The sequence below is a fragment of the Mucilaginibacter corticis genome (assembly GCF_007558865.1).
Lineage (GTDB): Bacteria > Bacteroidota > Bacteroidia > Sphingobacteriales > Sphingobacteriaceae > Mucilaginibacter > Mucilaginibacter corticis.
The window spans coordinates 1-25,538 of record NZ_VLPK01000004.1 but is presented as its reverse complement, the minus strand read 5'-3'; the positions used below and the strand labels follow the sequence as shown (position 1 = coordinate 25,538).

Genomic DNA, 25,538 nt, shown 5'->3' with positions numbered 1-25,538 from the left:
GGGCTTGCCTATACCAATGTCATAAAACGCCCATAAATCAATTTTTGGTACGGTTTTAGGGCAGTTATGGGTATGAAAAAGATATTTTTAATTTCCGCAACATTGATATTGGCTGCCGTTTCCGGCTTTAGCCAGGCTTTAAAACCGGTAGCAATTGACAGTAAGGTTACTGTATCATTACCCGCAACGTATCAAAAAACAGATACTTTGGGCCAGCAGATATTTTCTTCTAATTCGCCATTGGGTTATGTGGTTGTAATGCGTACCCCTAACGCTAAAAACACCGCGCCTTTACAAAAAGAACGCGACCTTGATAACGTGTTAAAAGAAAACGTAAAAAGTATACAAGACGAATCAAGCAACGCCAGCGCGCAGTTTGTTCGTGATACCACAATAGGCAAATTAAAAGCCAAAGCTTTTACGCTCCAAACTGATAATGGCCAGGGCGATATCCAGTTCAGGAACATTGTGCTGTTATACACTAATGCGGCAAGCTATGTTTTTGAGTATGTTTACCCAAATGCCCGTAAAGACATGATCGCCGGCGATTATAAGGCTTTTGTAAACTCTATCAAGCTTTCGCCCGAATTAGAGCGTCATGACCAATATATATCAAACGCCAAAGGCATGTCGCCGGTGTTAATGGTTGGCTTGATAGGTGGAGGTGTTTTGGTCATAGTATTTGGTGTACTTTATGTACAACGTAAAAGAAGACTTGAACTTGTTGAAAACGATTAATTGCTTAACAGTCCCCTATTCCATTTAGGGGACTTTAAAAATTTCCAGTTCTCTGCCCACCAGATCCATATCACGGTTAGCAGTACGCCCACAACAGACCCGGCTGTTACGTCCTCAAAAAAATGCTGGCTCAAATACATCCGCGAGTAGCCAACTAATGCGGCAAGTAGCAATAGCGGCAATCCCCAGGTTTTATTTTTACACCAATAGGTGATCAGTATTGCGGTAGAAAACGCGGTAACCGTATGCCCCGAAGGAAAACTATGTAAACTCAATTGATCCGTACCCGCAACAAAATGGATACGTGAAAGCTGGTCATGGAAATATAACTTGGGCCTTGGTGCGTCAAAAGCAAATTTAAGCACCTGTGCCGATAAAGATGTTACCGCGTAAGCGCTCGCCAATATAAATGCCTTACGGTAACTAAACAGCAGAATAATTGCAGAAAGCGCGACAGTCGTCCAGCCGTTGCCTAAATCGGTAAGGTATGGAGCAAGCCAATCCGCCCAGTTGCTGTAACGGGCGTTGACCGCAAAGTAGATCTCCTCGCGGGTAAAGGTTAGCTTGATGATCAAACAGGCGGCTATCAGGATAAGATATGGTATAAAAAAGAAACGTACGTTGTATAAAACAGCCTTTATTCCGATATTCATGGGTGCAAAGTAAGCATATACTTAATCACTGCAAAAAAATGGTTATGTTTGGGTTTGGGACACAAATAAAAAAGAATGTCGAAAAGTATATTCCGTAAAAAATCCATCAGTAAAATATTAGCCGACGTAGCAAGCGGTTTCAGCGACTCCGAACACTCGGCCTCTCATCTAAAAAAAGAACTAAACGTAAGGGACCTTACCCTCATGGGGATAGCCGCCGTAGTTGGCGCGGGGATTTTTTCAACCATTGGCGAGGCCTCATTTTATGGTGGCCCTGCTGTCAGTATCCTTTTTGTTATTACAGCTATTACCTGCGGATTTTCTGCCTTATGTTATGCCGAATTTGCGTCGCGCATACCGGTTGCCGGCAGCGCTTATACGTACGCCTATGCTTCCTTTGGCGAACTGATCGCCTGGATAATTGGTTGGGATCTGTTAATGGAATATGCCATAGGCAACATAGCAGTAGCCATATCATGGAGCGGTTATTTTTTAAACCTGTTAGAAGGTTTCGGCATACACATGCCTGCGTATTTAACCATGGATTATTATTCGGCATTTAGGGCGCATGAACACGTGCAGCAGCTAACCGCCGCTGGCAATGTAGCGCAAATAACCGATGCCATGAAACAATCGGCCGCGGCTTGGGCTACAGCTCCGGGATTTGGAGATTTTAAATTAATAGCCAATATCCCTGCTTTGGGTATTGTCATACTGATCACCTACCTGGTGTATGTAGGCATTCGTGAAACAAAAAGAGCTACTAATGTCATGGTATATTTAAAAATAGCTATTGTTATAGCGGTTATCATTATTGGTTTCTTTTACGTAACACCTGCCAACTGGCACCCTTTTATGCCTAATGGTTTTAGCGGTGTGATGAAGGGCGTTTCGGGTGTGTTTTTTGCTTATATCGGCTTTGATGCCATATCAACCACTGCAGAAGAATGCCAGAGCCCGCAGCGCGACCTGCCCCGCGGCATGATCTATTCTCTTATTATTTGTACCGTGTTATACATCCTGGTGGCATTGGTACTTACCGGCATGGTAAATTATAAGGACCTGCAGGTTGCCGATCCATTGGCGTTTGTGTTTGGCAAGGTACATTTAAATAAGATCAGCTATGTCATATCCATCAGCGCGGTAGTGGCTACCGCCAGCGTGTTGCTGATATTCCAGTTAGGCCAGCCGCGTATCTGGATGAGTATGAGCCGTGATGGCTTGTTACCAAAAGCTTTTTCACGCATCCATCCCAAATATCATACACCATCATTTGCTACTATTGTTACAGGCTTTGTAGTTGCGGTGCCTGCCCTATTCATGAATTTAACAGAAGTAACCGACCTAACCAGTATAGGCACCTTATTTGCGTTTGTACTGGTTTGTGGGGGGGTATTATTACTGCCAAGAGAATCTGCCCATAAAGGGCGTTTTCACCTGCCTTACGTTAATTCAAAATACATTGTACCGGTGATTTTTATCATTGGCATGGTAGTATTTTGGAAACCTATCATCGAGCTATTCTCCGGCGATAACGCGCACGAAAACTTCCCGATGTTTTTATTCATTATACTGGCTGCGGTATTAACTGTATTGGCGTTTATAAAGAATCTGTCATTGATACCTGTATTAGGTTTAATGAGCTGTTTTTACCTGATGACGCAGTTAGGCTACACCAACTGGCTGCGCTTTTTAATATGGCTGGTAATAGGTTTGGTAATATATTTCAGCTATAGCTACAAAAACAGTAAGTTAGGTAAAGAAGCCTGATAAACAAACAGATAAATATGATATAGTGTAAATAATACACTATATTTGTGCAACCATATTCCGCACAATTATCAGTTATGAACTATATCGAGATCATAGGTTTTTTAGCTGCCTTCAGCACAACCATTTCTTTTTTGCCGCAAGCGGTAAAAACCATCCGCACAAAAGACACCTCGGGTATTTCCCTGTCCATGTACGTGGTGTTTACTATAGGTACTTTTTTATGGCTGATGTACGGCATTATGTATCCCAGCCTGCCGGTAGCTGTTGCTAACGCGATAACTTTTTTATTTGCAGGGATCATTTTGGTCTACAAGATCAGGTACAAATAAAACTATAGCTGCATAGTTAAGTATAAGCCGGGTGTACCGTCCTGGTAAGTCGGCATGAGCATAGCGGTTTTACCTGATTTGCCTTTATGTGTTAAAAAATCCCTGATATAAGGATAAATCAGGTATGACAATTTGGTCGACAGGATACCATAACCTGCCCCTGCAACGGTATCACTAAACCAATGGTCGCGGTTACCTATCCTGAAAACGCCTGTCGCTGCGGCAACCGTATAGCCCGCGACACCATACCAAACAGATTTTTCAGAATACTCCTGCGCCAAAAATTCGGCCCCGGTAAATGCTGTGGCGGTATGGCCCGACGGAAATGATAAATAATTACCGTTATTGGGCCGCAGCCGGTGTGTCTGGTGCTTGGTTATGGTTGTGGTACCGGCCATTATCCCATAAGACAATACCAGTAACGCGCTCCTGTCCACAAAGCGGTTTTTACCCTCAACCCCTGCCAGGTTTAAAACATATACCGCCGCAATGGGCGAAAACTGAAAATAGCTCTCTAAAACCGAATGAAATGTTGGATAATGCTCGGTAACATTATCATGAATAAAGTAATCAAACCGCCGGATAGGATGAACCGCGAAAGATAGCGCGCCATAGCCGATCAAAGCCGCAGGTACCACAAATGCCGCCGCTTTGCTGTGCAGATGCTTTACCGTATCGGGCGCTGTAAAAAGATCTTTTTTGATGGTGTCGCCCAAATTTCTCCTGCTGGTGTCGACAATTTGCTGCGCACCGGCTTCAACAGAAATAAGGCAAAAAAGGGCTAATAATATCTTCTTCATTTAGTACTAATACAAATTGCAAATTATTTTTTACAATCTGTATTAATACTAAAATAATATGAGTTTAATAACTATTTAATATACTAAATGACACGGGTGATATCTACTGTTTCAGGAGCAGCCAGCATTAAAGGTACTTTCTCAATGGTAACAAAGCTCAGGTCAAGCCCAAAGCCACGCTCTTCTGACAAGCTGATCTTTTTAAGATAAGTATAGAAAGCCATTACGCCTTTTTCATAAAGCGACAGGTTATGTGAACGTGAAAGCACTTTCTCAATTACCACGAACCTGAAATCACCAACGATCTTATGTTTATTCAATGATTGGTAACGGCTGGTAATATCCACCTCGCCATTTTTAACCAGGTCCTCAACAACACGCCTGAACAGTAAATTAATTTGCTGTTCAACACGGAACCCTAATTTAAAGTCGATCCTGATCAGCTTATTAGGTACCAGTATGTCAACTTCATATTCTTTTTTATAAGGCTCATCAACTACGTCAACGTGTACCAGCCAGTAAACGTCGGCGCGTTTAGGCTGCTTTTGCAATATAGAGTAAATGATCTTTGATTCAACTTCAGAGTTAAAATTGGCACTGGTTAAATAGATCAGTTGCGACGCGTATTTAGGTACGGTTTCGTCGTCACTTAATTCTTTTATGATGTTGTAATAATCGTCTATCTCTACAAACTTAACGTAACGGTTCCTGATCTTACGGGCAACGTGCCAAGTCCACATAACTGAAAACAAGATGGCACCGATAGATAAAGTAAACCAACCACCTTCAACAAATTTGTTCAGGTTGCCATAAAGGAATGTACCTTCTATAAGCAGGTAAACTAACAAGAATACATTTACAATATAAGAAGGAACTTTCTTTCTGCGCAGGAAGCGTGAAACCAGAATGGTGGTCATTAACATGGCTACTGTAATACTTAAGCCGTATGCAGCACCCATTGCGTCAGAATGCTTAAATATCAACACTACGCCTATACAACCGGCACACAATAACCAGTTAACGCTTGATACGTAAAGCTGGCCCTTTTGCTCGCTCGGATAATGAATTTTAACTTTTGGCCATAGGTTTAGGCGTACAGCCTCTGCAATTAAAGTAAATGAACCCGAGATCAAAGCTTGGCTGGCAATAACCGCCGCAACTGTTGCAATACCAATACCAAATATCAAGAAGTTATCCGGCATGATCTTGTAAAAAGGGTTCATCAGGTTAAGGTCAAGCACTTGTCCGTTATGTTGTAACAGCCATACAGCCTGGCCCAGGTAATTTAATATTAAGCAGGTTTTAACGTAAACCCAGCTTACCTGGATGTTTTTACGCCCGCAGTGGCCAAGGTCTGAGTATAAAGCTTCTGCACCCGTGGTACACAGGAAAACCGCGCCCAGTATAATAAATGCGTGATAGTTACTACTGGTTAATAATTTAAAAGCGTAATATGGATTTAGTGCTCTTATAACAGACGGATCCTGAACGATAAAGCTGATGCCTAAAACGCCCATCATGGTAAACCAGATAAACATGATAGGGCCAAAAGCCTTACCTACTGTTGATGAGCCAAACTGTTGGATCAAAAACAAACCGCCTATAATGGCTATAACTACCGGCATGGTATGCAGGTGAGGAAACTCGGGCACAAGGCCCTCCACAGCCGACGAGATTGTAATTGGGGGAGTAATAATACCATCGGCAAGCAAAGCGCAGCCACCTATAATTGCAGGTACAATGAGCCATTTAGCTTTTCGGCGCACTAAGGAGAAGAGAGAGAAAATACCACCCTCGCCTTTGTTATCGGCGCGTAAAGTTATTACAACATATTTTAGCGTGGTTTGCATTGTTAGCGTCCAAAAAATACAGGATACGCCACCTAAAACTAAGATATCTGAAATATGTTGGGTACCGACGATTTCTTTAAAAACGTAAAGTGGAGAGGTACCGATATCTCCGTAGATAATTCCTAAACTGATAAGCAGCCCGGCGGCTGTCAGTTTTTGTAGATCTTTATGATGCGACACTATCTTTATTTAAACGCACAAAAATATTAAAAAATTTGACTCGCAGATTAAAAATCTGCAAACGTATAGTCAAATTAATTGTTAGGTAAATAATCTTCATTGTTAAAAATTGTTAAATCGTACAATTATGGGGTCGAAATTGGATTTGGTGATTTGTTTATTTATACTTTTGTGAAATAAAACTAATTGTAAAGCATGAGGCGAAACTTTACTTACACTTTTTCATGGATACTAATACTTGCTATGGCAATATCCCTGAATTGTGCCTTTGCCTTATCACCCAAGTCGCCAAAGAGATTACCCAAAACCGATACCATCAACTATTTTCCTTTAAAGAAAAAAGCAAAGAAGAGCCCGCTTAATTTTACGCTGCCACCGATCCATCCGGGCATTATATCAAGCACAAAACTGGTTGTGCCAAGGGCAGACGACAAATTGCTGAGCAGCGTAGAGGTTTATCCAAACCCTATCATGGCCGACCAGATCAACGTAAAATATACGCTGTCACGCAACTCTAACGTTACCATAAAAATGGTTGACGTACTGGGTAACGATGTAATCACCTTATTCTCGCAACGTGTTGAACCCGGCGAACAGGTACTTAACCGCCCGTTAAGCAACAAGCTAAACCGGGGCTTCTATTTTATCCGCGTTGTTGCCGGCACCGAATCGGTGATCAAACGGATATCTCTTTTATAATTATTGAATTATTGATTGAGTGAATTATTGACTTAATTCCTTTTAACTTTACAATTCCGTAATTCTATAATTCAATAATTCGTACATGAAAATCATCGCCATTGGCCGCAATTATGCAGAACATGCCAAAGAACTGAATAACCCCGTCCCCACTCTCCCGGTAATATTTTTAAAGCCGGATACCGCTTTGCTAAAAGACAACAAGCCTTTTTATCATCCTGATTTTTCTGAAGATGTACACCACGAACTGGAGATAGTACTTAAAGTCAGCAAGGAAGGCAAGCATATCAGCGAAAAGTTTGCCGCCAACTATTATGATGAAATTGCATTGGGTATTGATTTTACCGCACGCGATATCCAATCGCGACACAAAGAAAAAGGCCTGCCCTGGGAACTGGCCAAAGCCTTTGACAGCTCGGCCCCGGTAAGCAATTTTGTACCTAAAACGCAGTTCGCTGATATCTACAACCTTAACTTCCATCTGGATGTTAACGGGCAAAGCCGCCAGGTTGGCAATACGCAAAACCTGCTTTTTTCGTTTGAGTATATCATAGCTTTTGTTTCTAAATACATCACCATGAAAAAAGGCGACCTGATATTTACCGGCACCCCGCAGGGTGTTGCCAAAGTAAATATAGGCGACCGGCTTGAAGGCTATTTAGAAGATCAAAAATTGATTGACTTTTACGTGAAATAATTTGCCTGGCGGCGACAACTCACCCCGACATCGCTACGCTTGTCGACCCTCTCTTCGCCTTTGGCGGAAAGATGGTAATACAGGTTAGTAAATCACTTTAACCCTCTTTTCCGCTTGCGGAAGAGAGGGTGGCCCAGCGAAGCGTCGGCCGGGTGAGTCACCGGATAAACTAAACAAAACCATAACCCCCTATTGTATACTCTACTTAATGAATAAATATTTTGTTACCATCTTACTTATAATTGGCTGTCGGTTTATCACTCAAGCCCAAACCATCCAAAGCAGGGAATATCCAAAAGGCTATTTCCGTTATCCGCTTGATATAGCGCCCAGCACGGCAGGCGGCTTTGCCGAATTAAGGCCGAGCCATTTTCACTCGGGCTTAGATTTCAGGACCAACCAGCAAAGCGGCTACCCGGTACACGCGGCTGCCGATGGCTATGTATCGCGCATCCGTGTACAATTTGGCGGCGGCGGTAATATCGTTTACATCGATCATCCTAATGGTTACACTACCGTTTATATGCACAACAAGCAGTTTAGCCCGCAAATAACCAAGGTGCTGCGCGATTACCAATACCAACACCAGCAATTTGATGTAGATTTTAACCTGCCACCGGGCCAGGTGAATGTGTGTAAGGGTGATGTGATAGCTATTTCAGGCCAATCGGGTGCCGTTGCGGGCCCGCACCTGCATTTTGAGATTAGGGATACAAAATCAGAACAAACCATTAATCCGCAGCTTTTTGGGATAACCATCCCCGATAAAGTGCCGCCTACTATTACAGCCGTAGGTATTTATCAATTTTTAGATGATCAACCATTCAGTGAATATACTTCCCGCCAATTTTTAGCGGCTGTCGGCGCAGCAGGCAATTATCACTTAAAAATCCCAAAGGTTATAGAGTTAAGTGGTAATGTGGGTTTTGGAATTTCAACTACCGATAGAAACAGCGCCTCAAACAATCCTAACGGTGTATATTCTGTAGAATTAAAACTGGATGGTAAAACAGTTTATACTTTTGCAGCTGAACGCTTTGGCTTTGACCAAACGCATGCTATAAACAGCTATATAGATTACCCTACCTTTTTAACCTCCCATCGTTTCATACAAAAATGTTTTATTCCGCCGGGCAGCAACATTTCGCTTTACCCGCAATCTATAAACCGTGGCATTATTAATTTCATTGATAATAAAGAACATGAAATAGAATACGTGGTCAAAGATGTCGCCGGCAATGCCTCCACTATAACTTTAAAGGTAAAATCAAAAGCGTTTGGCCTACCCATTGTTAAGCCGGACTATCCGAAAACAATTTTCCACTATAACCAGCGCAACGAGTTTAGTAACGATAAGGTAAAAGTTATTATTGAGCCGGGCAATTTATATGACGATGTAGATTTCAAATATGCTACTTTGCCAATAGTGCCCGGCGCGTATTCGGTTACACACCGTATTCATAACCGGCTCACCCCTATTCATGATAAATATGATATTTGGATAAAACCCGATGTTGACCTGGGCAGCCAGGCCGACAAAGCCGTAATTATAGGTACCGGCGGCATATGCGACAGTTGTATTTACCAGGACGGTTATGTGAAAGGCCGCGCAAAAGCATTTGGCGATTTTTATATTAAACTGGATACCGAAGCACCGCGGATTGTACCGTTAAACATTCATGATGGCAGCAACCTGGGGGCCGCCAAGGGTATTTTCTTCAGGATCGGCGATAACCTGTCGGGAGTAAAAAGCTATAACGGCAAAATAGACGGCCGCTGGGTTTTAATGGAATGGGATTTTAAAACTAAAGTACTAAGTTATACCTTTGATGGAAGCGTGCCGCCGGGCAAACATAAATTTGAGCTAATCGTTGGCGACGCTAAAAACAATTATTCAACTTTCACAGCAGATTTTAACAGATAATGGCAACACTTACAGCAGGCGACAAAGCCCCGGACTTTACCGCAAAAGATCAGAACGGCAACACGGTTTCTTTATCAGATTTTAAAGGCAAAACAGTGATCTTGTACTTTTATCCAAAAGATGACACCCCGGGCTGTACTGCCGAGGCCTGCGATTTCAGGGATAATTATCAATCATTATTGGGTAAAGGCTTTGAAGTGATAGGCGTAAGTACCGATGATGAAAAATCACATAAAAAATTTATCACCAAGCATAACCTTCCCTTCCCGCTGATTGCAGACACCGACCACAGCGTTGTTGAGGCTTACGGCGTATGGGCAGAGAAAAATATGTACGGCAAAAAATATATGGGCACCGTGCGCACTACCTTTATCATCGACCCTGAAGGCAATATCAAAAATGTTATTGACAAGGTAGATACCAAAGCATCGTCACAACAGGTATTGGATCTGTTGTAAACGAACCGAATAATCAATCCATTATTTGAATTTTGCAAATAATGGATTGATTGCTACAAACACTGGCCTTTATTTTGCCACCATCTTTGTACTATCAAAACACAGTACAAATGGAACAAAAAAATAAAATAGCCCTGGTAACCGGCGGCAGTCGTGGTTTGGGCAAGGACATGGCTTTAAGGCTTGCCGAAAAAGGGATAGATGTAATACTTACCTATAACAGCAAAGCGCAGGAAGCACAGGATGTGGTAAGCCAAATTGAACAAACCGGCCAAAAAGCGGCAACACTACAACTAAATACCGGCGATATTAAAAGCTTCGATGCCTTTATTGATCAGTTAACAGATACGTTAACCCATAAGTTCGGCACAGACCATATCGACTTTTTAATTAACAATGCCGGTACCGGCGGTTATAAACTGGTAACAGAAGCAACCGAAGATTTTTTTGACGAATTGTTAAATATCCACTTTAAAGGTGTTTACTTTTTAACGCAAAAAACAATCCCGCTATTGAATGATGGCGGCGGCATTGTTAACGTATCAAGCGGCCTTACGCGCGTTTCATTTCCCGGTTCATCAGCTTATGCCTCTATGAAAGGCGCTGTCGAGGTATTTACCCGTTACCTGGCGAAAGAATTGGGGGCTAGAGGTATCAGGGCCAACACCATTGCACCGGGTGCGGTGTTAACCGATTTCGGTGGCGGGCACCTGAGGGCAAATGAAGAACTGCAAAAACGCGTAAGCGATATCACAGCGTTAGGCAGGCCAGGCGAAGCCGAAGATATCGGCGGGGTAGTCGCGTTTTTATGTACCGAAGACGCGCGCTGGGTTAATGGTCAGCGCATAGAGATCTCGGGCGGAATGATGGTATAATATGGTAAGGTTGTCATCCTCTGTTTAGGGTGACAACCTTTTTAGTTTTTACTAAATTTGATATTTACAAACACAATATGATCAGTAACTCTTCTTTAGATGATTTCTACCAGCGGCATGGCGGCACGCTTCCGCATGATATCAGTAAGGAGATAGGCCATTTTAATGTCTTTGAAGCCGAAAAGTTATTTGATAAGAAAACCGGCAGCCGGGTTATGCCTTATAGCCGCCGGGCTTATTATAAGATCAGCTGGTTAAAAGGCAAAAGTCGGGCCGAGTATGCTGATAAAGTAATTGATATTGAACAGGACGCGCTGCTTTTTGCAACGCCCAAGATCCCCTACCATTGGGTACCCGCGGATAGCAACCAAACGGGGATGTTCTGCATTTTTACGCCTGATTTCCTTTCGACCGCAAAATCAGGCGTGCATTTGGAAGATCTGCCGATATTCCAGCCCGGGCAATTACCCGTTTTTCAACTTGACGAACAGGAAGTTGCAGAGATAGCCTACATCTTCAGAAAAATGCTGAAAGAACTATCCGCCGATTACAAATATAAATACGACCTGATACGCAACCTGGTGCTGGAACTGATTCACTATGGCCAGAAACTACAGCCCATGTCCGCGCTTAGCACCGCACAAAACGCGTCTCAGCGCATCTCATCCTTATTTATTGAGTTACTGGAAAGACAATTTCCTTTAGAATCGCCGCACCAACGGCTGGCGCTCAGGTCGCCTGCAGATTATGCCGACCGCCTTGCCGTGCACGTTAATCACCTCAATAAAGTTTTAAAAGAAGCAACCGGCAATACCACTACAGAGATCATCAGTAACAGAATTATCCAGGAGGCTCGCATCCTGCTTAAACAAACCAACTGGAGTGTAGCAGAGATTGCCTATACCCTCGGCTTTGACGATGTTGCTCATTTTTCTAATTATTTTAAGAAACAGACTAAGGATACGCCGCTTGGGTTTAGGGGGTGATCAGCGTAGCGACTCACCCCGCCGACGCTGCGCTGGGCGGGGTGAGTAAACACCAATCCTTTTAATTTCCTGCTGACATACCGTTGTCAATAGCGTACCTAATTTTGTGTTATCAAATAATTGATGATATGGAAAACAGTCAAATAAAATAAAGTCTACCTACTTAGTTAATCGATTGATTAATTTTTTATAATTGATAATCAACAACTTATGAATTTAACATAAAAATAATTTTACTTTAATCAATCGTTTGATTAACTTTGTCCTATCAAAGATTATGGAGAAAGAAAAGACAGACAAGAAAGACTATATTCTGGACGTAGCAGAACGCGTGTTTTCAGAAAAAGGTTTTGACGGCGCATCAACCCGTTTAATTTCGAGTGAGGCCGGTGTGAATATGGCGATGCTGAACTATTATTTTGGCTCGAAAGAGGGATTGTTTCTTGAGATTTTTAACCGTAAAATATCATCGTTTCAAGATATTTTACAAAACCTGGGCAATGACGACAGCATAAGCGCCTGGGAGAAAATGCAAACCTACATTGATATGTACGGTGAAAAGGTTGTAAATAACAACTGTTTTCAAAAACTATTATACCAGGAAATGGGTATGAATAGAAGGACGGATCTGTCTGACAAACTGCGGGATATGTTAATGAAGAACGTTACCGAGCTTAATAAGATCCTGACTGAAGGCATTGCCAACGGCGAGTTTAAAACAGATATTGATATCCCGATGGTAATAGCCACGTTATATGGCACAAAAAATTATATCATCAATACACCCATGATGTCATCGCCATTACTTGGATACGATATCCAGGATGACAACATGATCGAGACAAAGCTTAAGCCGCAGATAAAAAGCTTTATGAAAAACTTATTAAAAGCATACTTACACAACTAATATGAATATACAATTGAATACATCTCACAAACTACATCTTTGCAAGATACCTCTGTTAGCAATTTTGCTATCCATATTGCTGATGTCTTTGGTGTCTAAAAGAGCAGCCGCTCAGGACAGGACCATTACATTAAGCGAAGCCATAAAATTAGGGCTGGATAATAGCAAGACCTTAAAATTATCGCAGTCAAAAATTGACGAGGCGGTTTCGCAATACAACCAGGCAAAAGACAGATCTTTGCCTACAGGTAGTTTAAGCTTTGCTTATAACCGTGCAGAAATACCTGCAAATACCTTAGCTTTTGGCAGCAGCGATATCCACCTGCCTAAAGGTGCCGATGCTTATTTAGGTATCGCGTCGCTTAACGAAACTATTTTTGGCGGTCATAAATTAAGATACGCGCAACAATCTACACAGATATTGACCAGCATATCACGCCTTGACGCTGATAAGGATAAAGACCAGATCACTTACGAGATCATCAACGCGTACTATAACCTGTATAAAGTACTGCAAAGCAAAAAGGTAGTTAACCAAAATTTGGAAACTATAGATGCTCAGATCCACCAGTCGCAACGCTTTTTTGAGCAGGGCTTGGTTACTAAAAATGACGTTCTGCGTTTCCAGTTGCAACGCTCAAACATTGAGCTTACCGGCATAGACCTTGAAAGCAACCGTAAGATCATTACTTATGACCTTGACATTTTATTGGGCCTGCCAGAATCTACGCAGTTAAACATTGACCAGATAGTAGACGCAAACAAAGACCTTGGCCCGCTAAGCTATTTTATCGATACAGCGATGAACAACAGGCAGGAGCTTAAACAGCTTGATCTGCGTACCAAATATGCTGAAACCAATATCAAAACCGTTGGCGCAAATACAACACCAACATTGGCAGCATCTGTAGGCGGTTATTATGTTGATGTTAACGCTAACCCATTACCTAAGAGCGGCAACTTTATAACCCCTGTTACGGTAGGCTTAACCGCGTCATGGAACTTTGGTGCTTTATGGACCAATAAAAACAAACTGGCAGAGGCCCGTATACAGCGTGAACAGGTTGATATTAATAAAGGCATCACCATTGATAATATTAAAAACGAGGTTAACCAGAACTATCACAACTATGTGACCGCTGTAGATAAGATCAAATTGCTGCAAACATCAATAGAGCAAGCCGGCGAGAACAACAATATCCTGGCCTCTAAATACAAAAGCAACATCGCGTCAGCAACAGATAAGGCCGATGCGGAAACTTTACTATACCAGGCCCAGATCAATTTAGAATTGGCTAAAGCCGATGCTGGACTGGCTTATTATACTTTATTAAAATCAACCGGAAAACTTAACAAATAATACACAACACAAAATGGCAAAGCAAGACACAAACGAAAACGCACCAGCAAAAAAACCTAATAAAGTATTACCTATAATTTTAGGGGTTATACTTTTAGGTGGTATAATTTTCGGTATAAAAGAATACATATATTACGGCAAACACGTTGATACGGACGATGCACAAGTTGATGGCGATATCAGCCCGGTTGTAGCGCGCGTTGGCGGATACGTTGACAGCATTTATTTTGAAGAAAACACGCACGTTAACAAAGACCAGGTACTGGTTAAAATTGACCCGCGCGATTACAAGATCAAATTAGAGCAGGCACAATCTGCACAGGTTGGTGCAAGCGCAGGCATAGGTGTTAGCCAGTCGCAAATTTTCACTACTGCTTCAAACTCGGCAGTTGCTAAAGCAGGTGTAGTATCTGCGCAAGCACGTTTAGATAAAGTTGAGAAAGATTATCAGCGTTATGCAAATCTGGTAAAAGACGGTTCTATTACCCAACAACAATTTGATCAGTCAAAATCAGATCTTGAAGTTGCACAAGCCAGCTTAGCTGCCGCTAAAGATCAATACAAAGCAGCGGTACAACAAATTGGTACCACCCGCGATCAGTTAAAGGTTACCCACACGGGTGTTGACCAACGCCAGGTTGATGTTGATTATGCTAAACTGCAATTAAGCTATACTGATGTAAAATCGCCAGCAAGCGGTATCGCGTCAAAAAAGAATGTGCAGTTGGGCCAGTTGGTACAAGCCGGGCAGACATTGTTCAACATTGTTAATGACAACAGCCTGTACATCACTGCAAACTTTAAAGAGACACAATTAGAGAAAATACACAACGGCTTAAAGGTTGATATTGAGACTGACGCTTATCCTGATCTGAAAATTGAAGGAACAGTTTACAACTTCTCTCCTGCTACAGGTGCTAAATTTTCTTTATTGCCTCCGGATAATGCTACCGGTAACTATGTAAAGGTAGTACAACGTATCCCTGTTAAAATTAAAATAAACGCGTCAAAAGACGTTCTGGATAAACTGCGCCCGGGTATGAGCGTGAACGTATCTGTTATTACTAAAGATTAATTATTAGTCGTTAGTCCGTAGTCTTAAGTCTGTAGTCTTTAGTCGAAAGTTTATTATTCGTCTTATAACTCAGGGCTAAAGACTACAGACTTAAGACTAAATAAAATTTATATTAAAAATAATGGCTGAAACTGGCTTTAAAAAATGGATCATTACTATTACGGTTATCGTAGCCTCTTTATTGGAGCTGATAGATACCACGATAGTAAACGTATCCTTACCGGTTATCCAGGGTAACCTGGGTGCAACCCTTGAGGATGTTGCCTGGGTAGTTACCGGTTATGCGGTAGCAAACGTAATTGTGCTGCCCATGTCCGGGTGGCTGGGTAGCCGCTTTGGGCGTAAACAATATTTTATTACTTCAATTATAGTATTCACCATTGCCTCGTTCTTGTGCGGTAACGCTACAAGTTTAGATGAACTGGTAATATTCCGGATCCTGCAGGGGCTGGCGGGCGGTGGTTTGATCTCAACATCACAGGCGATATTGGTTGAAACCTGGCCGCGCGAGCAAATTGGTACGGCTACGGCACTGTTTGGTTTAGGTGCGGTAGTTGGGCCTACTGTTGGCCCAACCATTGGTGGTTATATTACCGACCACTTTTCATGGCGGTGGATATTTTATGTAAACATACCGGTAGGCGCGCTTGCAGCTTTCTGTGCTTTCACATTTATTAATGAAACACCCAAGGAGGCCAAGGGTAAACCCGTCGACTGGTGGGGCATTATACTGCTGGCCATTGCGGTTGGTAGTTTACAAACCATCCTTGAAAAAGGCGAATCGGAAGATTGGTTTGCAAAAACCTATATCCTGGTGCTTACCATAACAGCTATATTAGGCGTATTGCTTTTTATCTGGCGCGAATTGAGTATCGACTTCCCGATTGTAAACTTTGCCATATTGAGGCACAGAAGCTTTGCGGTAGGTATGTTTACCTCATTTGTGCTGGGCTTTGGTTTGTACGGATCGGTGTTTGTGTTCCCGGTATTCTGTCAAAACCTGCTCGGTTTCTCGGCACAGCAAACGGGCGAGCTTTTATTCCCGGGCGGTTTATGTACCATTGTGATGATGCCTTTTATCGGTAAGATGCTTAACAAAGGTATCCCGGCGCAATTTATGGCAACGGGCGGTATGTTTTTGTTCTTTGTATTTACTACGATGCTAAGCAACTCGACATTAAGCACCGGGCAGGCTGATGTATTGGTTCCGCTGCTGATAAGAGGTGTGGGTATGGCGTTGTTGTTTGTGCCGCTTACCACGCTGGCTATTGCCGACCTGAAAGGGCCTGAGCTTGGCCAGGGTACGGGTTTAAATAACATGATGCGCCAGTTAGGCGGTTCGTTTGGTATAGCGGTATTAACTACCATTATCCACATACGCACCAGCTTTCACCGTAGCAATTTATTGAGTAATGTTAACCCCTATAATAACGCCTTCATACAAAATTTAAACGCTATGGAGCAAACCTTTTTAGCAAAAGGTAAGTCGGCTTATGATGCCTTACATATGGCATATGCGGCAATTGAAGGCAGAGTGATCAAACAGTCATTATTATTAACCTATGATGACGCCTATTACATTTCGGGGCTGGTAATGTTGTTCTCTATCCCGCTGCTTTATCTGCAGCCGTTTAAGAAGAACGTTAAAGTACCTACCGACGTGCACTAAAGAACAAAAGCCGTTCCCCTATGAAAGGAACGGCTTTTTTCACAAAAAAAATTAACAATTAAATTTTAGTATTGTGCCCGGCCTTTGCTTTTTCTCACACAAAAAAGCATATCTGCCGGACTTGTTTAAATCTTAGGCATAAATTTAGAAGTTTTTAATCAACAAAACCTATTTTTATTTGCCTTAAATGAAATTAATTTCATCTTTCTAAAAACTTTTAAGAATTATAGCCTGCGGGTAACTCATAATAGCAAACAGCCACATTAAAACATGGCTGTTTTTTTATATTTGGCAATGGGAATTATACACGCGCTGCAAACCTGGTGGCAACAACAATCAATACTTGAAGTAATTGGGGTTATTACCGGTTTATTATGCGTTTACCTGGCCGCCAAAAACATTATCTGGAACTGGCCGTTCGCCATCATCAGCGTAGTCATCTATATTTTTATCTTTTTTGACAGCCATCTGTTTGCCGATATGGGCCTGCAGTTTTACTTTTTAACTACCAATATATATGGCTGGTATTACTGGAGCAAAAAACCGGCTTCAGAAGATAAAACTCCGGTAATGCGCATCAAAAGAAAAGAAGGCCTGCTGTCTGTAGCTGCGATAATTTTGTTTACTTTCCTGTTGGGTTCGGTTTTAAAATATACCACGGCATCGTACCCCTATTTGGATAGCTTTTGCACAGCCTGTAGCCTGGTAGCCCAGTTTTTCCTGGCCAGGAAGGTATTAGAAAACTGGCTAATCTGGGTGTTTGTTGATGTGGTATACGTTGGTGTTTATATTTATAAGGACCTGCATTTAACTGCGGTAATGTATGCCATTTATGTGGCAATAGCTTTAATGGGATATTTTGACTGGAAAAGAGATTGGAAAAAGCAAGGTATTTAATATCAAATTTCGGATGTTCAATTTCGAATTTATTTATATCGTAAATTAGCAATCATTAATTGCATTTCTTAAATGTCTGCAACTCAAAAATCCGACATCGAACATCCGACATCCGAAATCAAAAAGATCGCCATAGTAGGCCCTGAATCAACGGGAAAATCAACCATGTCGGCTTTCCTGGCCGAACATTACCAAACGGTTTGGGTACCTGAGTATGCCCGTGAATACTGTGAAAAACTAACCGCCCCCCCTACCTGGCAGGATGAGATCAATATGTTTCATGGACAAATAGTGCTTGAGAAAACTCTTTTACCAAAAGCTAACGGCATTTTGATCTGCGACACTACATTTATCACCGTGAAGATCTGGAGTGACCAGATGTTCGGAAAATCACCACAGGAAGTACTGGACGCGTTGCCCCATCATAAATATGATCTTTACCTACTGCTTAATATCGACCTGCCATGGCAGGATGACCCCCTGCGCGATTTCCCACACCTCCGCGAACATTTTATGGATGTATGGTACAAAGAACTGGATGCGTTAAATGCCAATTATATAGTTATCAGCGGTACCGGGCAAGACAGGTATGAAAGCGCTGTGAAGGCTATTGATGAGTTTTTTGCGAATCAGTGATACTTCGTAGCGCTCTTAGCCGCAGGTAGGCTTTGTTTTTTTACCTTGAGTGAGTGTTGCGCAACACTCACTCTAAGGTAAAGTAACTAGGCCATTAGCGACACCAAGCGACAAGAAAACCGTTTGATGGGCTTATGTAGAAATCAATATGCTATCGCCCATAATGACGCGCGGGGCTAAATTCACAAAAAAGGCCCCGATCCATCGGAGCCTTTATAATATGTTTTACTTAGTGTTTAGTCATTTATCGCTTTAACACCCGGCAATTCTTTACCTTCCATGTACTCAAGCAATGCACCGCCACCTGTTGATACGTAGCTAACTTGTTTGGTAAGGCCGAATTTAGATACCGCTGCTGCAGAATCACCGCCACCTATTAGCGAGAAAGCACCGTTGTGGGTTGCTTTAACAACCGCTTCTGCAATGGCTTTTGTACCTATCAAAAATTTCTCCATTTCAAACACCCCCATCGGGCCGTTCCAAAGGATAGTTTTTGATTCTTCAACAACCTTGCTAAACAGCGCTACAGTTTCAGGGCCGATATCTAAACCCATCCAGCCATCAGGGATTTGGCCTGTTTTAGCAACACCGGTATTGGCATTGTTCGAAAAATCGTCGGCAGTAACGTTATCTAAAGGCAATAACAGGTTAACACCTTTATCTTTTGCTTTCTGCACCAGGTCTAAAGCCAGTTGCAGTTTATCCAGCTCAACCAATGAAGTACCGATGTTACCGCCATTGGCTTTGGCAAAAGTATAAGCCATACCACCGCCAATGATCAGGTTATCTACCTTATCTAATAGCTTCTCGATCAATTCGATCTTATCAGATACCTTTGAACCACCCATAATGGCAGTGAAAGGTTTTTCTGCACCGTTCAGTATTTTTTCGGCATTGGCTAATTCGCCGGCCATTACATAACCAAAGTATTTGGAGTCCGGGAAAAACTGTGCAATAATTGACGTTGAAGCGTGTGCACGGTGAGCGGTGCCAAACGCGTCATTTACATAGACATCGCCAAGAGCGGCTAATTTTTTAGCAAATTCAACATCGCCTTTTTCTTCTTCTTTATAAAAACGCAGGTTCTCTAACAGTAAAACCTCGCCGTTTGACAGCGCTTTGGCTTTTTCAACAGCTTGTTCGCCAATGCAATCATCAGCAAATTCAACATGCTGACCTAACAGATCTGACAAATTAGGGATAACATGTTTTAACGAGTCCTTTTCATTAGGTCCGTTTTTTGGCCTGCCCAGGTGCGACATTAATATCACAGCGCCACCATCGGTCAATATTTTTTTAATAGTTGGTATAGCTGCTGTTAAACGGTTATCGTCTGTAACTTTGCCATTTTCATCTAACGGGACGTTAAAATCAACGCGGATAAGCGCTTTTTTACCGGTAAATTTTATTTGATCTATAGTTTTCATGCTATTATGGTCTTTTTTAAAAGTCCGCCAAAATCAGCATTTAATTCTGATTTCCGAACGTAAAAATTAAAAAAGGTCTTTTTAGTAGGTAATTTTAGCTGAATATAAAGGCAAAAACAGTTAATAACTACTGGATCTTAGCATACATAACGTGGTGCGGGCCTATAGCCGGAACTTCAAACTCGGGCGATACGATCTCGAAACCTATATCCTGGTAAAACTTGATAGCCTTTTTACGGCCGTTGCACCAAACGTAATTGGCCTTTTGTCCGTGCAGGTAGGCAATAGCAAAGTTGAGTAGTTTAGTGCCTACCCCCTGCCCTTGAAATTTTTCGGCCGTGGCCATACCGCGGATCTGGTAGCCGGTGCCGGTAAACTGCCCATAGCTTTGCGGGTGAAATGAACCGATGCTGGCCAGCTCGCCTTTTATAAAATATCCCAGGTGGAAATTACCATCAATAGTATCAGTAGGGAAACGACACTCATTCGCTGTTAATTTTCCGTCGCGCAACACGGTGTTACGTAAGGGTAACAACTCTTCAACAGTTATAAATTTAATCATGTAGTAGATGTATTTTCTCAACCAGGTCTGCCAGGCGGTTTGAATAGCCCATTTCATTATCATACCAGCCAACCACTTTTACCAATCCGCCCACTATCGAGGTTAACTGGGCATCAAACACGCAACTGTGCGGGTTACCAATAATATCTGTGGATACAATAGGGTCTTCGGTATATTCCAATATATTTTTCATATCACCCTGCGCTGCCTGTTTAAAGGCGTGATTAATATCCTGCACGGTAGGCTGTGATCGTAAAATACAGGTAAAATCAGTCAGCGAGCCGTTTAAAACAGGCACACGGATACCCGCGCCACCTAATTTGCCATCCAGGTGCGGGAAGATAGAAGTAATTGCCTTTGCAGCACCTGTAGATGTAGGGATGATAGAAGCCGAAGCAGCCCTTGCCCTGCGCAGATCTTTATGCGGTGTATCGTGCAGGCTTTGGTCGCCGGTCATGGAATGTACGGTTGTGATATAACCATCAATAATACCCCAGTTTTCGTCCAGGATCTTTACCATGGCGGCTACGTTATTGGTGGTACATGATGCATTTGATAAAACAGCCGACCGCAGATCAACCTTGCCGTCATTAACGCCTAAAACAACCGTAGGCACATTTTTATCTGTTGATGGTGCGGATATAATAACCTGCTTTGCACCTGCTTTTAGATGCTTTTCAGCACCTTCCCTTGAAGTAAATTTACCTGTGGATTCGATAACCAGATCAATGTCAAGCGCTTTCCAGGGTAGTTGTTCGGGATCGCGTTGCGCTAATATTTTTATTTTTTTATCGTTGATGAAAAGGTGTTCCTCATCAAAAGTCGCTGTGCCCGTAAAGCCATGGTGTACAGAATCATACTTGAAAAGATGTGCAAGCGTACGTGTATCTGTCAGATCATTTATGGCTACAACCTCAATATCGGGTTTAGCTAAAATGTTGCGTAAAAATATGCGCCCTATCCTGCCAAATCCATTTATAGCTATTCTCATTACGTTCAATAAATAGGTAGAACGCAAATTTAACTAAAATAGGTGTGTAAGTCTAAACTTTAATCAGAAACAAACATTCAGATTAGACTAAGGGAGTTAGGTGCTAAATAAACAAGTTACGCAAGGCAAGCCCTTCGCGCTCTTTTGAGCGGATCATGAAAGTTACGCCCCAGTTAAACAGCATGGATATCGTGAAGATGATAATGATCAACGTAAAATTACCAAGCGTGCTGAACATAAGCGCAAACGCGACAGACACAAGGTTAAGCCCGGCCAGTATCAGCGTAGTTTGGGTATGGTTAAAACCCAACCTTAAAATACGGTGATGAATGTGGTTACGATCTGCCGAGAATGGCGACGAGCCGCTCATAATGCGTACAAAAAACACACGCATAGTATCAAAAATAGGCCCTACCATGATAGCTACCGTCAATGCCGGGGCAGAGTAAATTTGCGGTACACCCGGTGTGGAAAACTTATTTAATTCTATAAACTTAATAGCCATTACCACGGATATTAACCCAATAAATAGTGACCCGGTATCGCCCATAAAGATCTGGGCAGGGCTGATGTTATAACGTAAAAAGCCGATGATGGCACCAACTAAAATCAGAGAAATAACTGCCAGTTCATAATGCTTTGTGTACAGAAACAGGATGGCAAATATGCCGTTGACCATAATGCCGGTAACACCCGCCAAACCATCAATACCATCAATCAGGTTAAACGCGTTAATGATCATGATAATGACTATAACGGTTAATGCAGAGCCCATTACTAAAGGCAGGTCATAGATGCCAAACACGCCATACATACTTGTTAAACGGATATCGCCAAGTACTACCAATATCAATGCTACAATAAACTGCACCAGGAATTTGGTACTAAAGTTCACGCCTGAAAGATCATCCTTTAATCCCATGATAAACAGCACGATACTGGCTATCAGGATATAAATTATCGGGAAGTTTTTATCAATTAAACTAACCGCCAAGGCAGTAACGGCAAAGCTTACAAAGATGGCTACGCCGCCAAGACGGGGTATGCCATGATCATGCTGTTTTCTGAAATGGCCAATATCGTCATATAAATGGCGGGCGCGGGCGACATGTAAAATTGAAGGGATAGCGATGGCCGAAAGTAGAGTTGCAAAGCCCAGAATACACAAATAATAAGCGACCTGGTAGTGGTAAAAAAAATCCATTATTGAATTTAATCCCAAAGCATCTGCATCAATAGCAACAAGTAAAGTTGTTAGCATAATCGTTAACGTTTGAAGTCAATTTGTAACATTCGCGTTACAATAATATTGCCTTTTTTAAATATACTGAAATATTTTTCGTAAGGGTTTAAAAATTATGCACATAAGGGGAATTGACACCCCATTTTTCCTCATTGCTTTCAAATCCGACCGCCACGCTTTGATCCGATTTGAATAGCTTCTATTACTCGCCCCGCCTGTAGTCATCTTCACCATAATCTTATTAAGGTAATGCACTTTAACCGTATTTGCATGCATAAACCTTAGCATCAATTCGTAATCGGCAGCGGTACCATATTGCAGATCATAGTAGCCCAATTTTTCAAACAATCCCCGCCTGCAATAAAATGTCGGATGCGGCGGCATCCATCCGTAGTTAAACATCCCCTCTGTATAAGCTCCCGATCGCCACTCGCGTACTACCCTACCGTTTGGATCTACATAATCCAGGTCGCCGTAAACAATATCCACATCAGGGTCTGCAAAAGCGGCTGCAACACTGCTAATTACATCGTTATACGCAAAATAATCGTCAGAGTTCAGTATTCCGATAATATCTCCGGTAGACATGCTAATCCCCTTGTTCTGGTGGAATTTAGTTTCAGTCTTGTCAGCATTTGTGGCAGTAAGCCGTAATGTACCGGTGATCATTTCACCACGGGGGACATTGAGCAGTTATTCATTTACCAACAAAAATAATCTCGCCAAAAAGTTGCTGCATAATTTGCTGGGAAAACGCTTGTTAAGCCGGTCATGCCTGCATGCCACGTCTAACGCTGAATTGAAGGACCTGTCAAAAATTATTATCCCAAAGGGCATATTTGACATCCCGAATTTTGTTAAGATCGCCCCATCGTCAATCCCCCAAAAAACAGCCGGTAAGGTTTTGAAACTGCTTTTCTTTTCAAGGATAGAAGAAAAAAAAGGCCTTGATATTTTGTTACACGCGTTGCCATTGCTGACCATTCCCTACCATTTAACCATTGCCGGTGATGGCGACAATGCTTATATTGACCTATTAAAGAACATTGCACGGTATAACCAAAGCGAAAGTAACATCAGTTGGATAGGTTTTCAAAACGAAAACAAGTTTGATGTTTTTGCCGATCACGACTTGTTGGTATTACCTTCCTATAATGAAAATTTTGGCAACGTGGTTATCGAGAGTCTTAGCTCAGGCACCCCGGTTTTGATCAGCGAACAGGTTGGCCTGGCAGCTTATGTGGTTAAAAATAAATTGGGTTGGGTCTGTGAAACAACGCCGCAATCAATAAGCGGGGCCATTAATGATATCGCCATAACAAAAACAGACCAGTTAGCACAGATCAGCCTTGATGCCCCGGGAATAATTCACCGTGATTTTGATGAAGATCAACTGATCAAAAAATATATAGATATGTACCAGCAAGTTATCAACCATGTCTGATTATAAAGATTACGGTTTCTACGTTAGTGACCCCGCGCATACTTTTTCCTATTTACAGCAGCCTATACTATCCTTATTGGATAAAAGTAAAAACAAGTGCATACTTGATCTGGGCTGCGGCAACGGATATTTAGCCAATTTGCTGTTAAAGATGGGTTATAACGCGTTCGGAACAGATGCATCTACCGAAGGCATAGCCATAGCCCGCGAAACCAGTCCCGACAGGTTTTTCCTGCAGGATCTGTCTACCGGTAAGTTGCCCGACGAATTACAGGGCCAGCAATTTGATACCATCATATCAACAGAAGTTATTGAGCATTTGTATGACCCGGAGGGGTTTATCAATTTCTGCAAACAACAGCTTGCCGGCAGCGGCGAAATTATAATTACCACTCCCTACCACGGCTATTTAAAAAACCTGGCGCTTAGCCTGTTTAATAAGTGGGATACCCACATGGACCCCATGTGGCACGGCGGGCATATAAAAATGTGGTCGAGAAAGACGTTAAGCAAAGCGCTGACAGATGCAGGCTTTTCAAATGTAGAGTTTATTGGCTGCGGAAGAGTTCCGTATTTTTATAAATCAATGATCCTAAAAGCCCGGTTAAATTGAACGCGACTTATTCATTTATTATTTTAACGTATAACGAAGAGCAGCACTTACCACGCCTACTTCAATCCATAGCAGATCTGAATGCGCAGGTATTTATTGTAGACTCGGGCAGTACAGATGCTACCGTTAAAATTGGTGAAGAATTTGGCGCGAAGCTTCTTTACAACGCCTTTGAGAACCACCCCTCGCAATGGGATTTTGCATTAAAAAATTGCCCCGTAGAAACGCCATGGGTCATTTGCCTTGATGCTGATCAAATTGTAACCCCCGAATTAAAACGACGTTTACTCGATTTTAAAGACGAGGACCATGCCAGCCTAAACGGCATCTACTTTAACCGCAAAAACTTTTTCAAAGGCCGTTGGATAAAACACGGTGGCTATTACCCGTTTTATTTGCTAAAGATGTTCAGGTATGGCATAGGATACTCTGACACCACCGAAAAAATGGATCACCGCTTTGTTGTACCGGGGAAAACCGAGGTTTGGAAAGATGGTTATCTGCTCGAGGAAAATCTCAAAGAAAACAACATCAGCTTTTGGATAGACAAGCATAACCGTTATAGCGACCTGGTAGCGCAGCAGGAAGTAGAACGTATGCAGTTGCCAGCATTACAGGCAGAGAAGCCCGCGTTTTGGGGATCGCCCAATGAGCGTAAGGCCTGGTTTAAAAAGATCTGGTGGAAACTGCCGCGGTATGTACGCCCGTCCTTATATTTTACACAGCGCCTTATATTTCAATTGGGTATATTA

26 protein-coding genes are annotated in these 25,538 nt (G+C 42.3%); 18 read left to right on the top strand and 8 right to left on the bottom strand.

All coding sequences use genetic code 11. From position 1 onward, the window contains the following. The first annotated feature begins 72 nt into the window (after nucleotides 1-72). Nucleotides 73-738 carry a hypothetical protein gene (locus FO440_RS18710; RefSeq protein WP_144249830.1) on the top strand — a complete coding sequence of 222 codons (666 nt, stop codon included), beginning with the start codon at nucleotides 73-75 and terminating at the stop codon, nucleotides 736-738. Here the strand turns inward: FO440_RS18710 and FO440_RS18705 are convergent. Further along, nucleotides 735-1,391, bottom strand: a complete 657-nt coding sequence (locus FO440_RS18705; RefSeq protein WP_144249829.1) for a phosphatase PAP2 family protein — start codon at nucleotides 1,389-1,391, stop codon at nucleotides 735-737. The two genes, FO440_RS18710 and FO440_RS18705, sit on opposite strands and share 4 nt — an antisense overlap. A gap of 75 nt (nucleotides 1,392-1,466) precedes the next feature. On the opposite strand from FO440_RS18705, the gene FO440_RS18700 reads away from it, so the two are divergent. Then, entirely contained in the window at nucleotides 1,467-3,161 is a 1,695-nt protein-coding gene (locus tag FO440_RS18700) for an amino acid permease (RefSeq protein WP_144249828.1), read from the top strand. Nucleotides 3,162-3,208: 47 nt separating this feature from the next. After that, nucleotides 3,209-3,493, top strand: coding sequence for a SemiSWEET transporter (locus FO440_RS18695; RefSeq protein WP_246104270.1), 285 nt, complete (start codon nucleotides 3,209-3,211; stop codon nucleotides 3,491-3,493). A gap of 2 nt (nucleotides 3,494-3,495) precedes the next feature. On the opposite strand, the gene FO440_RS18690 is transcribed toward FO440_RS18695, so the two are convergent. Together FO440_RS18690 and FO440_RS18685 are read right to left on the bottom strand one after the other, a co-directional pair. Beyond that, nucleotides 3,496-4,293, bottom strand: a complete 798-nt coding sequence (locus FO440_RS18690; protein ID WP_144249826.1) for a phosphatase PAP2 family protein — start codon at nucleotides 4,291-4,293, stop codon at nucleotides 3,496-3,498. An 83-nt stretch (nucleotides 4,294-4,376) separates the two neighbouring features. Beyond that, a complete protein-coding gene (locus tag FO440_RS18685; RefSeq protein WP_144249825.1) occupies nucleotides 4,377-6,323 on the bottom strand; it encodes a KUP/HAK/KT family potassium transporter in 1,947 nt (648 codons plus the stop codon). Between the two features lie 195 nt (nucleotides 6,324-6,518). On the opposite strand from FO440_RS18685, the gene FO440_RS18680 reads away from it, so the two are divergent. The 12 genes from FO440_RS18680 to FO440_RS18625 all read left to right on the top strand — a co-directional run bounded on the left by FO440_RS18680 (nucleotide 6,519) and on the right by FO440_RS18625 (nucleotide 18,506). Then, entirely contained in the window at nucleotides 6,519-7,022 is a 504-nt protein-coding gene (locus tag FO440_RS18680; RefSeq protein WP_144249824.1) for a T9SS type A sorting domain-containing protein, read from the top strand. A gap of 85 nt (nucleotides 7,023-7,107) precedes the next feature. Continuing rightward, a complete protein-coding gene (locus FO440_RS18675; RefSeq protein ID WP_144249823.1) occupies nucleotides 7,108-7,719 on the top strand; it encodes a fumarylacetoacetate hydrolase family protein in 612 nt (203 codons plus the stop codon). A 208-nt stretch (nucleotides 7,720-7,927) separates the two neighbouring features. After that, a complete protein-coding gene (locus FO440_RS18670) occupies nucleotides 7,928-9,643 on the top strand; it encodes a M23 family metallopeptidase (protein ID WP_144249822.1) in 1,716 nt (571 codons plus the stop codon). Next, nucleotides 9,643-10,101 (top strand): thioredoxin-dependent thiol peroxidase, encoded by a 459-nt coding sequence (bcp, locus tag FO440_RS18665; RefSeq protein ID WP_144249821.1) that lies wholly within the window; start codon nucleotides 9,643-9,645, stop codon nucleotides 10,099-10,101. The genes FO440_RS18670 and bcp overlap by 1 nt, the downstream gene beginning before the upstream one ends. A gap of 110 nt (nucleotides 10,102-10,211) precedes the next feature. Continuing rightward, on the top strand, nucleotides 10,212-10,976 hold the full coding sequence (locus tag FO440_RS18660; protein ID WP_144249820.1) for an SDR family NAD(P)-dependent oxidoreductase: 765 nt from the start codon (nucleotides 10,212-10,214) through the stop codon (nucleotides 10,974-10,976). Between the two features lie 77 nt (nucleotides 10,977-11,053). After that, nucleotides 11,054-11,962: a helix-turn-helix domain-containing protein gene (locus FO440_RS18655; protein ID WP_144249819.1), complete on the top strand. Its 909-nt coding sequence runs from the start codon at nucleotides 11,054-11,056 to the stop codon at nucleotides 11,960-11,962. A gap of 277 nt (nucleotides 11,963-12,239) precedes the next feature. Continuing rightward, a complete protein-coding gene (locus tag FO440_RS18650; protein WP_144249818.1) occupies nucleotides 12,240-12,869 on the top strand; it encodes a TetR/AcrR family transcriptional regulator in 630 nt (209 codons plus the stop codon). Nucleotide 12,870: 1 nt separating this feature from the next. Next, the gene (locus FO440_RS18645) at nucleotides 12,871-14,229 is read left to right on the top strand and encodes a TolC family protein (RefSeq protein ID WP_144249817.1); all 1,359 of its coding nucleotides are present in this window, start codon (nucleotides 12,871-12,873) and stop codon (nucleotides 14,227-14,229) included. Between the two features lie 13 nt (nucleotides 14,230-14,242). Further along, complete coding sequence (locus FO440_RS18640) at nucleotides 14,243-15,304, top strand: HlyD family secretion protein (protein ID WP_144249816.1); 1,062 nt, start codon at nucleotides 14,243-14,245, stop codon at nucleotides 15,302-15,304. Nucleotides 15,305-15,425: 121 nt separating this feature from the next. Beyond that, a complete protein-coding gene (locus FO440_RS18635) occupies nucleotides 15,426-16,973 on the top strand; it encodes a DHA2 family efflux MFS transporter permease subunit (protein ID WP_144249815.1) in 1,548 nt (515 codons plus the stop codon). Between the two features lie 270 nt (nucleotides 16,974-17,243). Beyond that, complete coding sequence (gene pnuC / locus FO440_RS18630; protein ID WP_246104269.1) at nucleotides 17,244-17,870, top strand: nicotinamide riboside transporter PnuC; 627 nt, start codon at nucleotides 17,244-17,246, stop codon at nucleotides 17,868-17,870. 72 nt (nucleotides 17,871-17,942) lie between these two features. Beyond that, entirely contained in the window at nucleotides 17,943-18,506 is a 564-nt protein-coding gene (locus tag FO440_RS18625; protein ID WP_144249814.1) for an AAA family ATPase, read from the top strand. Nucleotides 18,507-18,742: 236 nt separating this feature from the next. Here the strand turns inward: FO440_RS18625 and FO440_RS18620 are convergent, their stop codons facing one another. The 5 genes from FO440_RS18620 to FO440_RS18600 form a co-directional block, all read right to left on the bottom strand. Further along, complete coding sequence (locus tag FO440_RS18620; RefSeq protein ID WP_144249813.1) at nucleotides 18,743-19,933, bottom strand: phosphoglycerate kinase; 1,191 nt, start codon at nucleotides 19,931-19,933, stop codon at nucleotides 18,743-18,745. A 127-nt stretch (nucleotides 19,934-20,060) separates the two neighbouring features. Beyond that, a complete protein-coding gene (locus FO440_RS18615; protein WP_144249812.1) occupies nucleotides 20,061-20,495 on the bottom strand; it encodes a GNAT family N-acetyltransferase in 435 nt (144 codons plus the stop codon). Further along, on the bottom strand, nucleotides 20,488-21,486 hold the full coding sequence (gene gap, locus FO440_RS18610; protein WP_144249811.1) for a type I glyceraldehyde-3-phosphate dehydrogenase: 999 nt from the start codon (nucleotides 21,484-21,486) through the stop codon (nucleotides 20,488-20,490). Before gap ends, FO440_RS18615 begins: the two co-directional genes overlap by 8 nt. A gap of 103 nt (nucleotides 21,487-21,589) precedes the next feature. Then, nucleotides 21,590-22,747 (bottom strand): MraY family glycosyltransferase, encoded by a 1,158-nt coding sequence (locus FO440_RS18605; RefSeq protein WP_246104268.1) that lies wholly within the window; start codon nucleotides 22,745-22,747, stop codon nucleotides 21,590-21,592. Nucleotides 22,748-22,804: 57 nt separating this feature from the next. Then, nucleotides 22,805-23,398 (bottom strand): glycosyltransferase, encoded by a 594-nt coding sequence (locus FO440_RS18600; RefSeq protein WP_144249810.1) that lies wholly within the window; start codon nucleotides 23,396-23,398, stop codon nucleotides 22,805-22,807. Here FO440_RS18600 and FO440_RS18595 point away from each other — a divergent pair. From FO440_RS18595 to FO440_RS18585, 3 genes are all read left to right on the top strand, one after another. After that, a complete protein-coding gene (locus FO440_RS18595) occupies nucleotides 23,355-24,173 on the top strand; it encodes a glycosyltransferase (RefSeq protein ID WP_246104266.1) in 819 nt (272 codons plus the stop codon). The genes FO440_RS18600 and FO440_RS18595 overlap by 44 nt on opposite strands. Next, the gene (locus FO440_RS18590) at nucleotides 24,166-24,786 is read left to right on the top strand and encodes a class I SAM-dependent methyltransferase (RefSeq protein ID WP_144249808.1); all 621 of its coding nucleotides are present in this window, start codon (nucleotides 24,166-24,168) and stop codon (nucleotides 24,784-24,786) included. Before FO440_RS18595 ends, FO440_RS18590 begins: the two co-directional genes overlap by 8 nt. Beyond that, on the top strand, nucleotides 24,783-25,538 hold a 756-nt coding region (locus FO440_RS18585; RefSeq protein ID WP_144249807.1), incomplete at its 3' end, for a glycosyltransferase family 2 protein. The genes FO440_RS18590 and FO440_RS18585, both read left to right, overlap by 4 nt.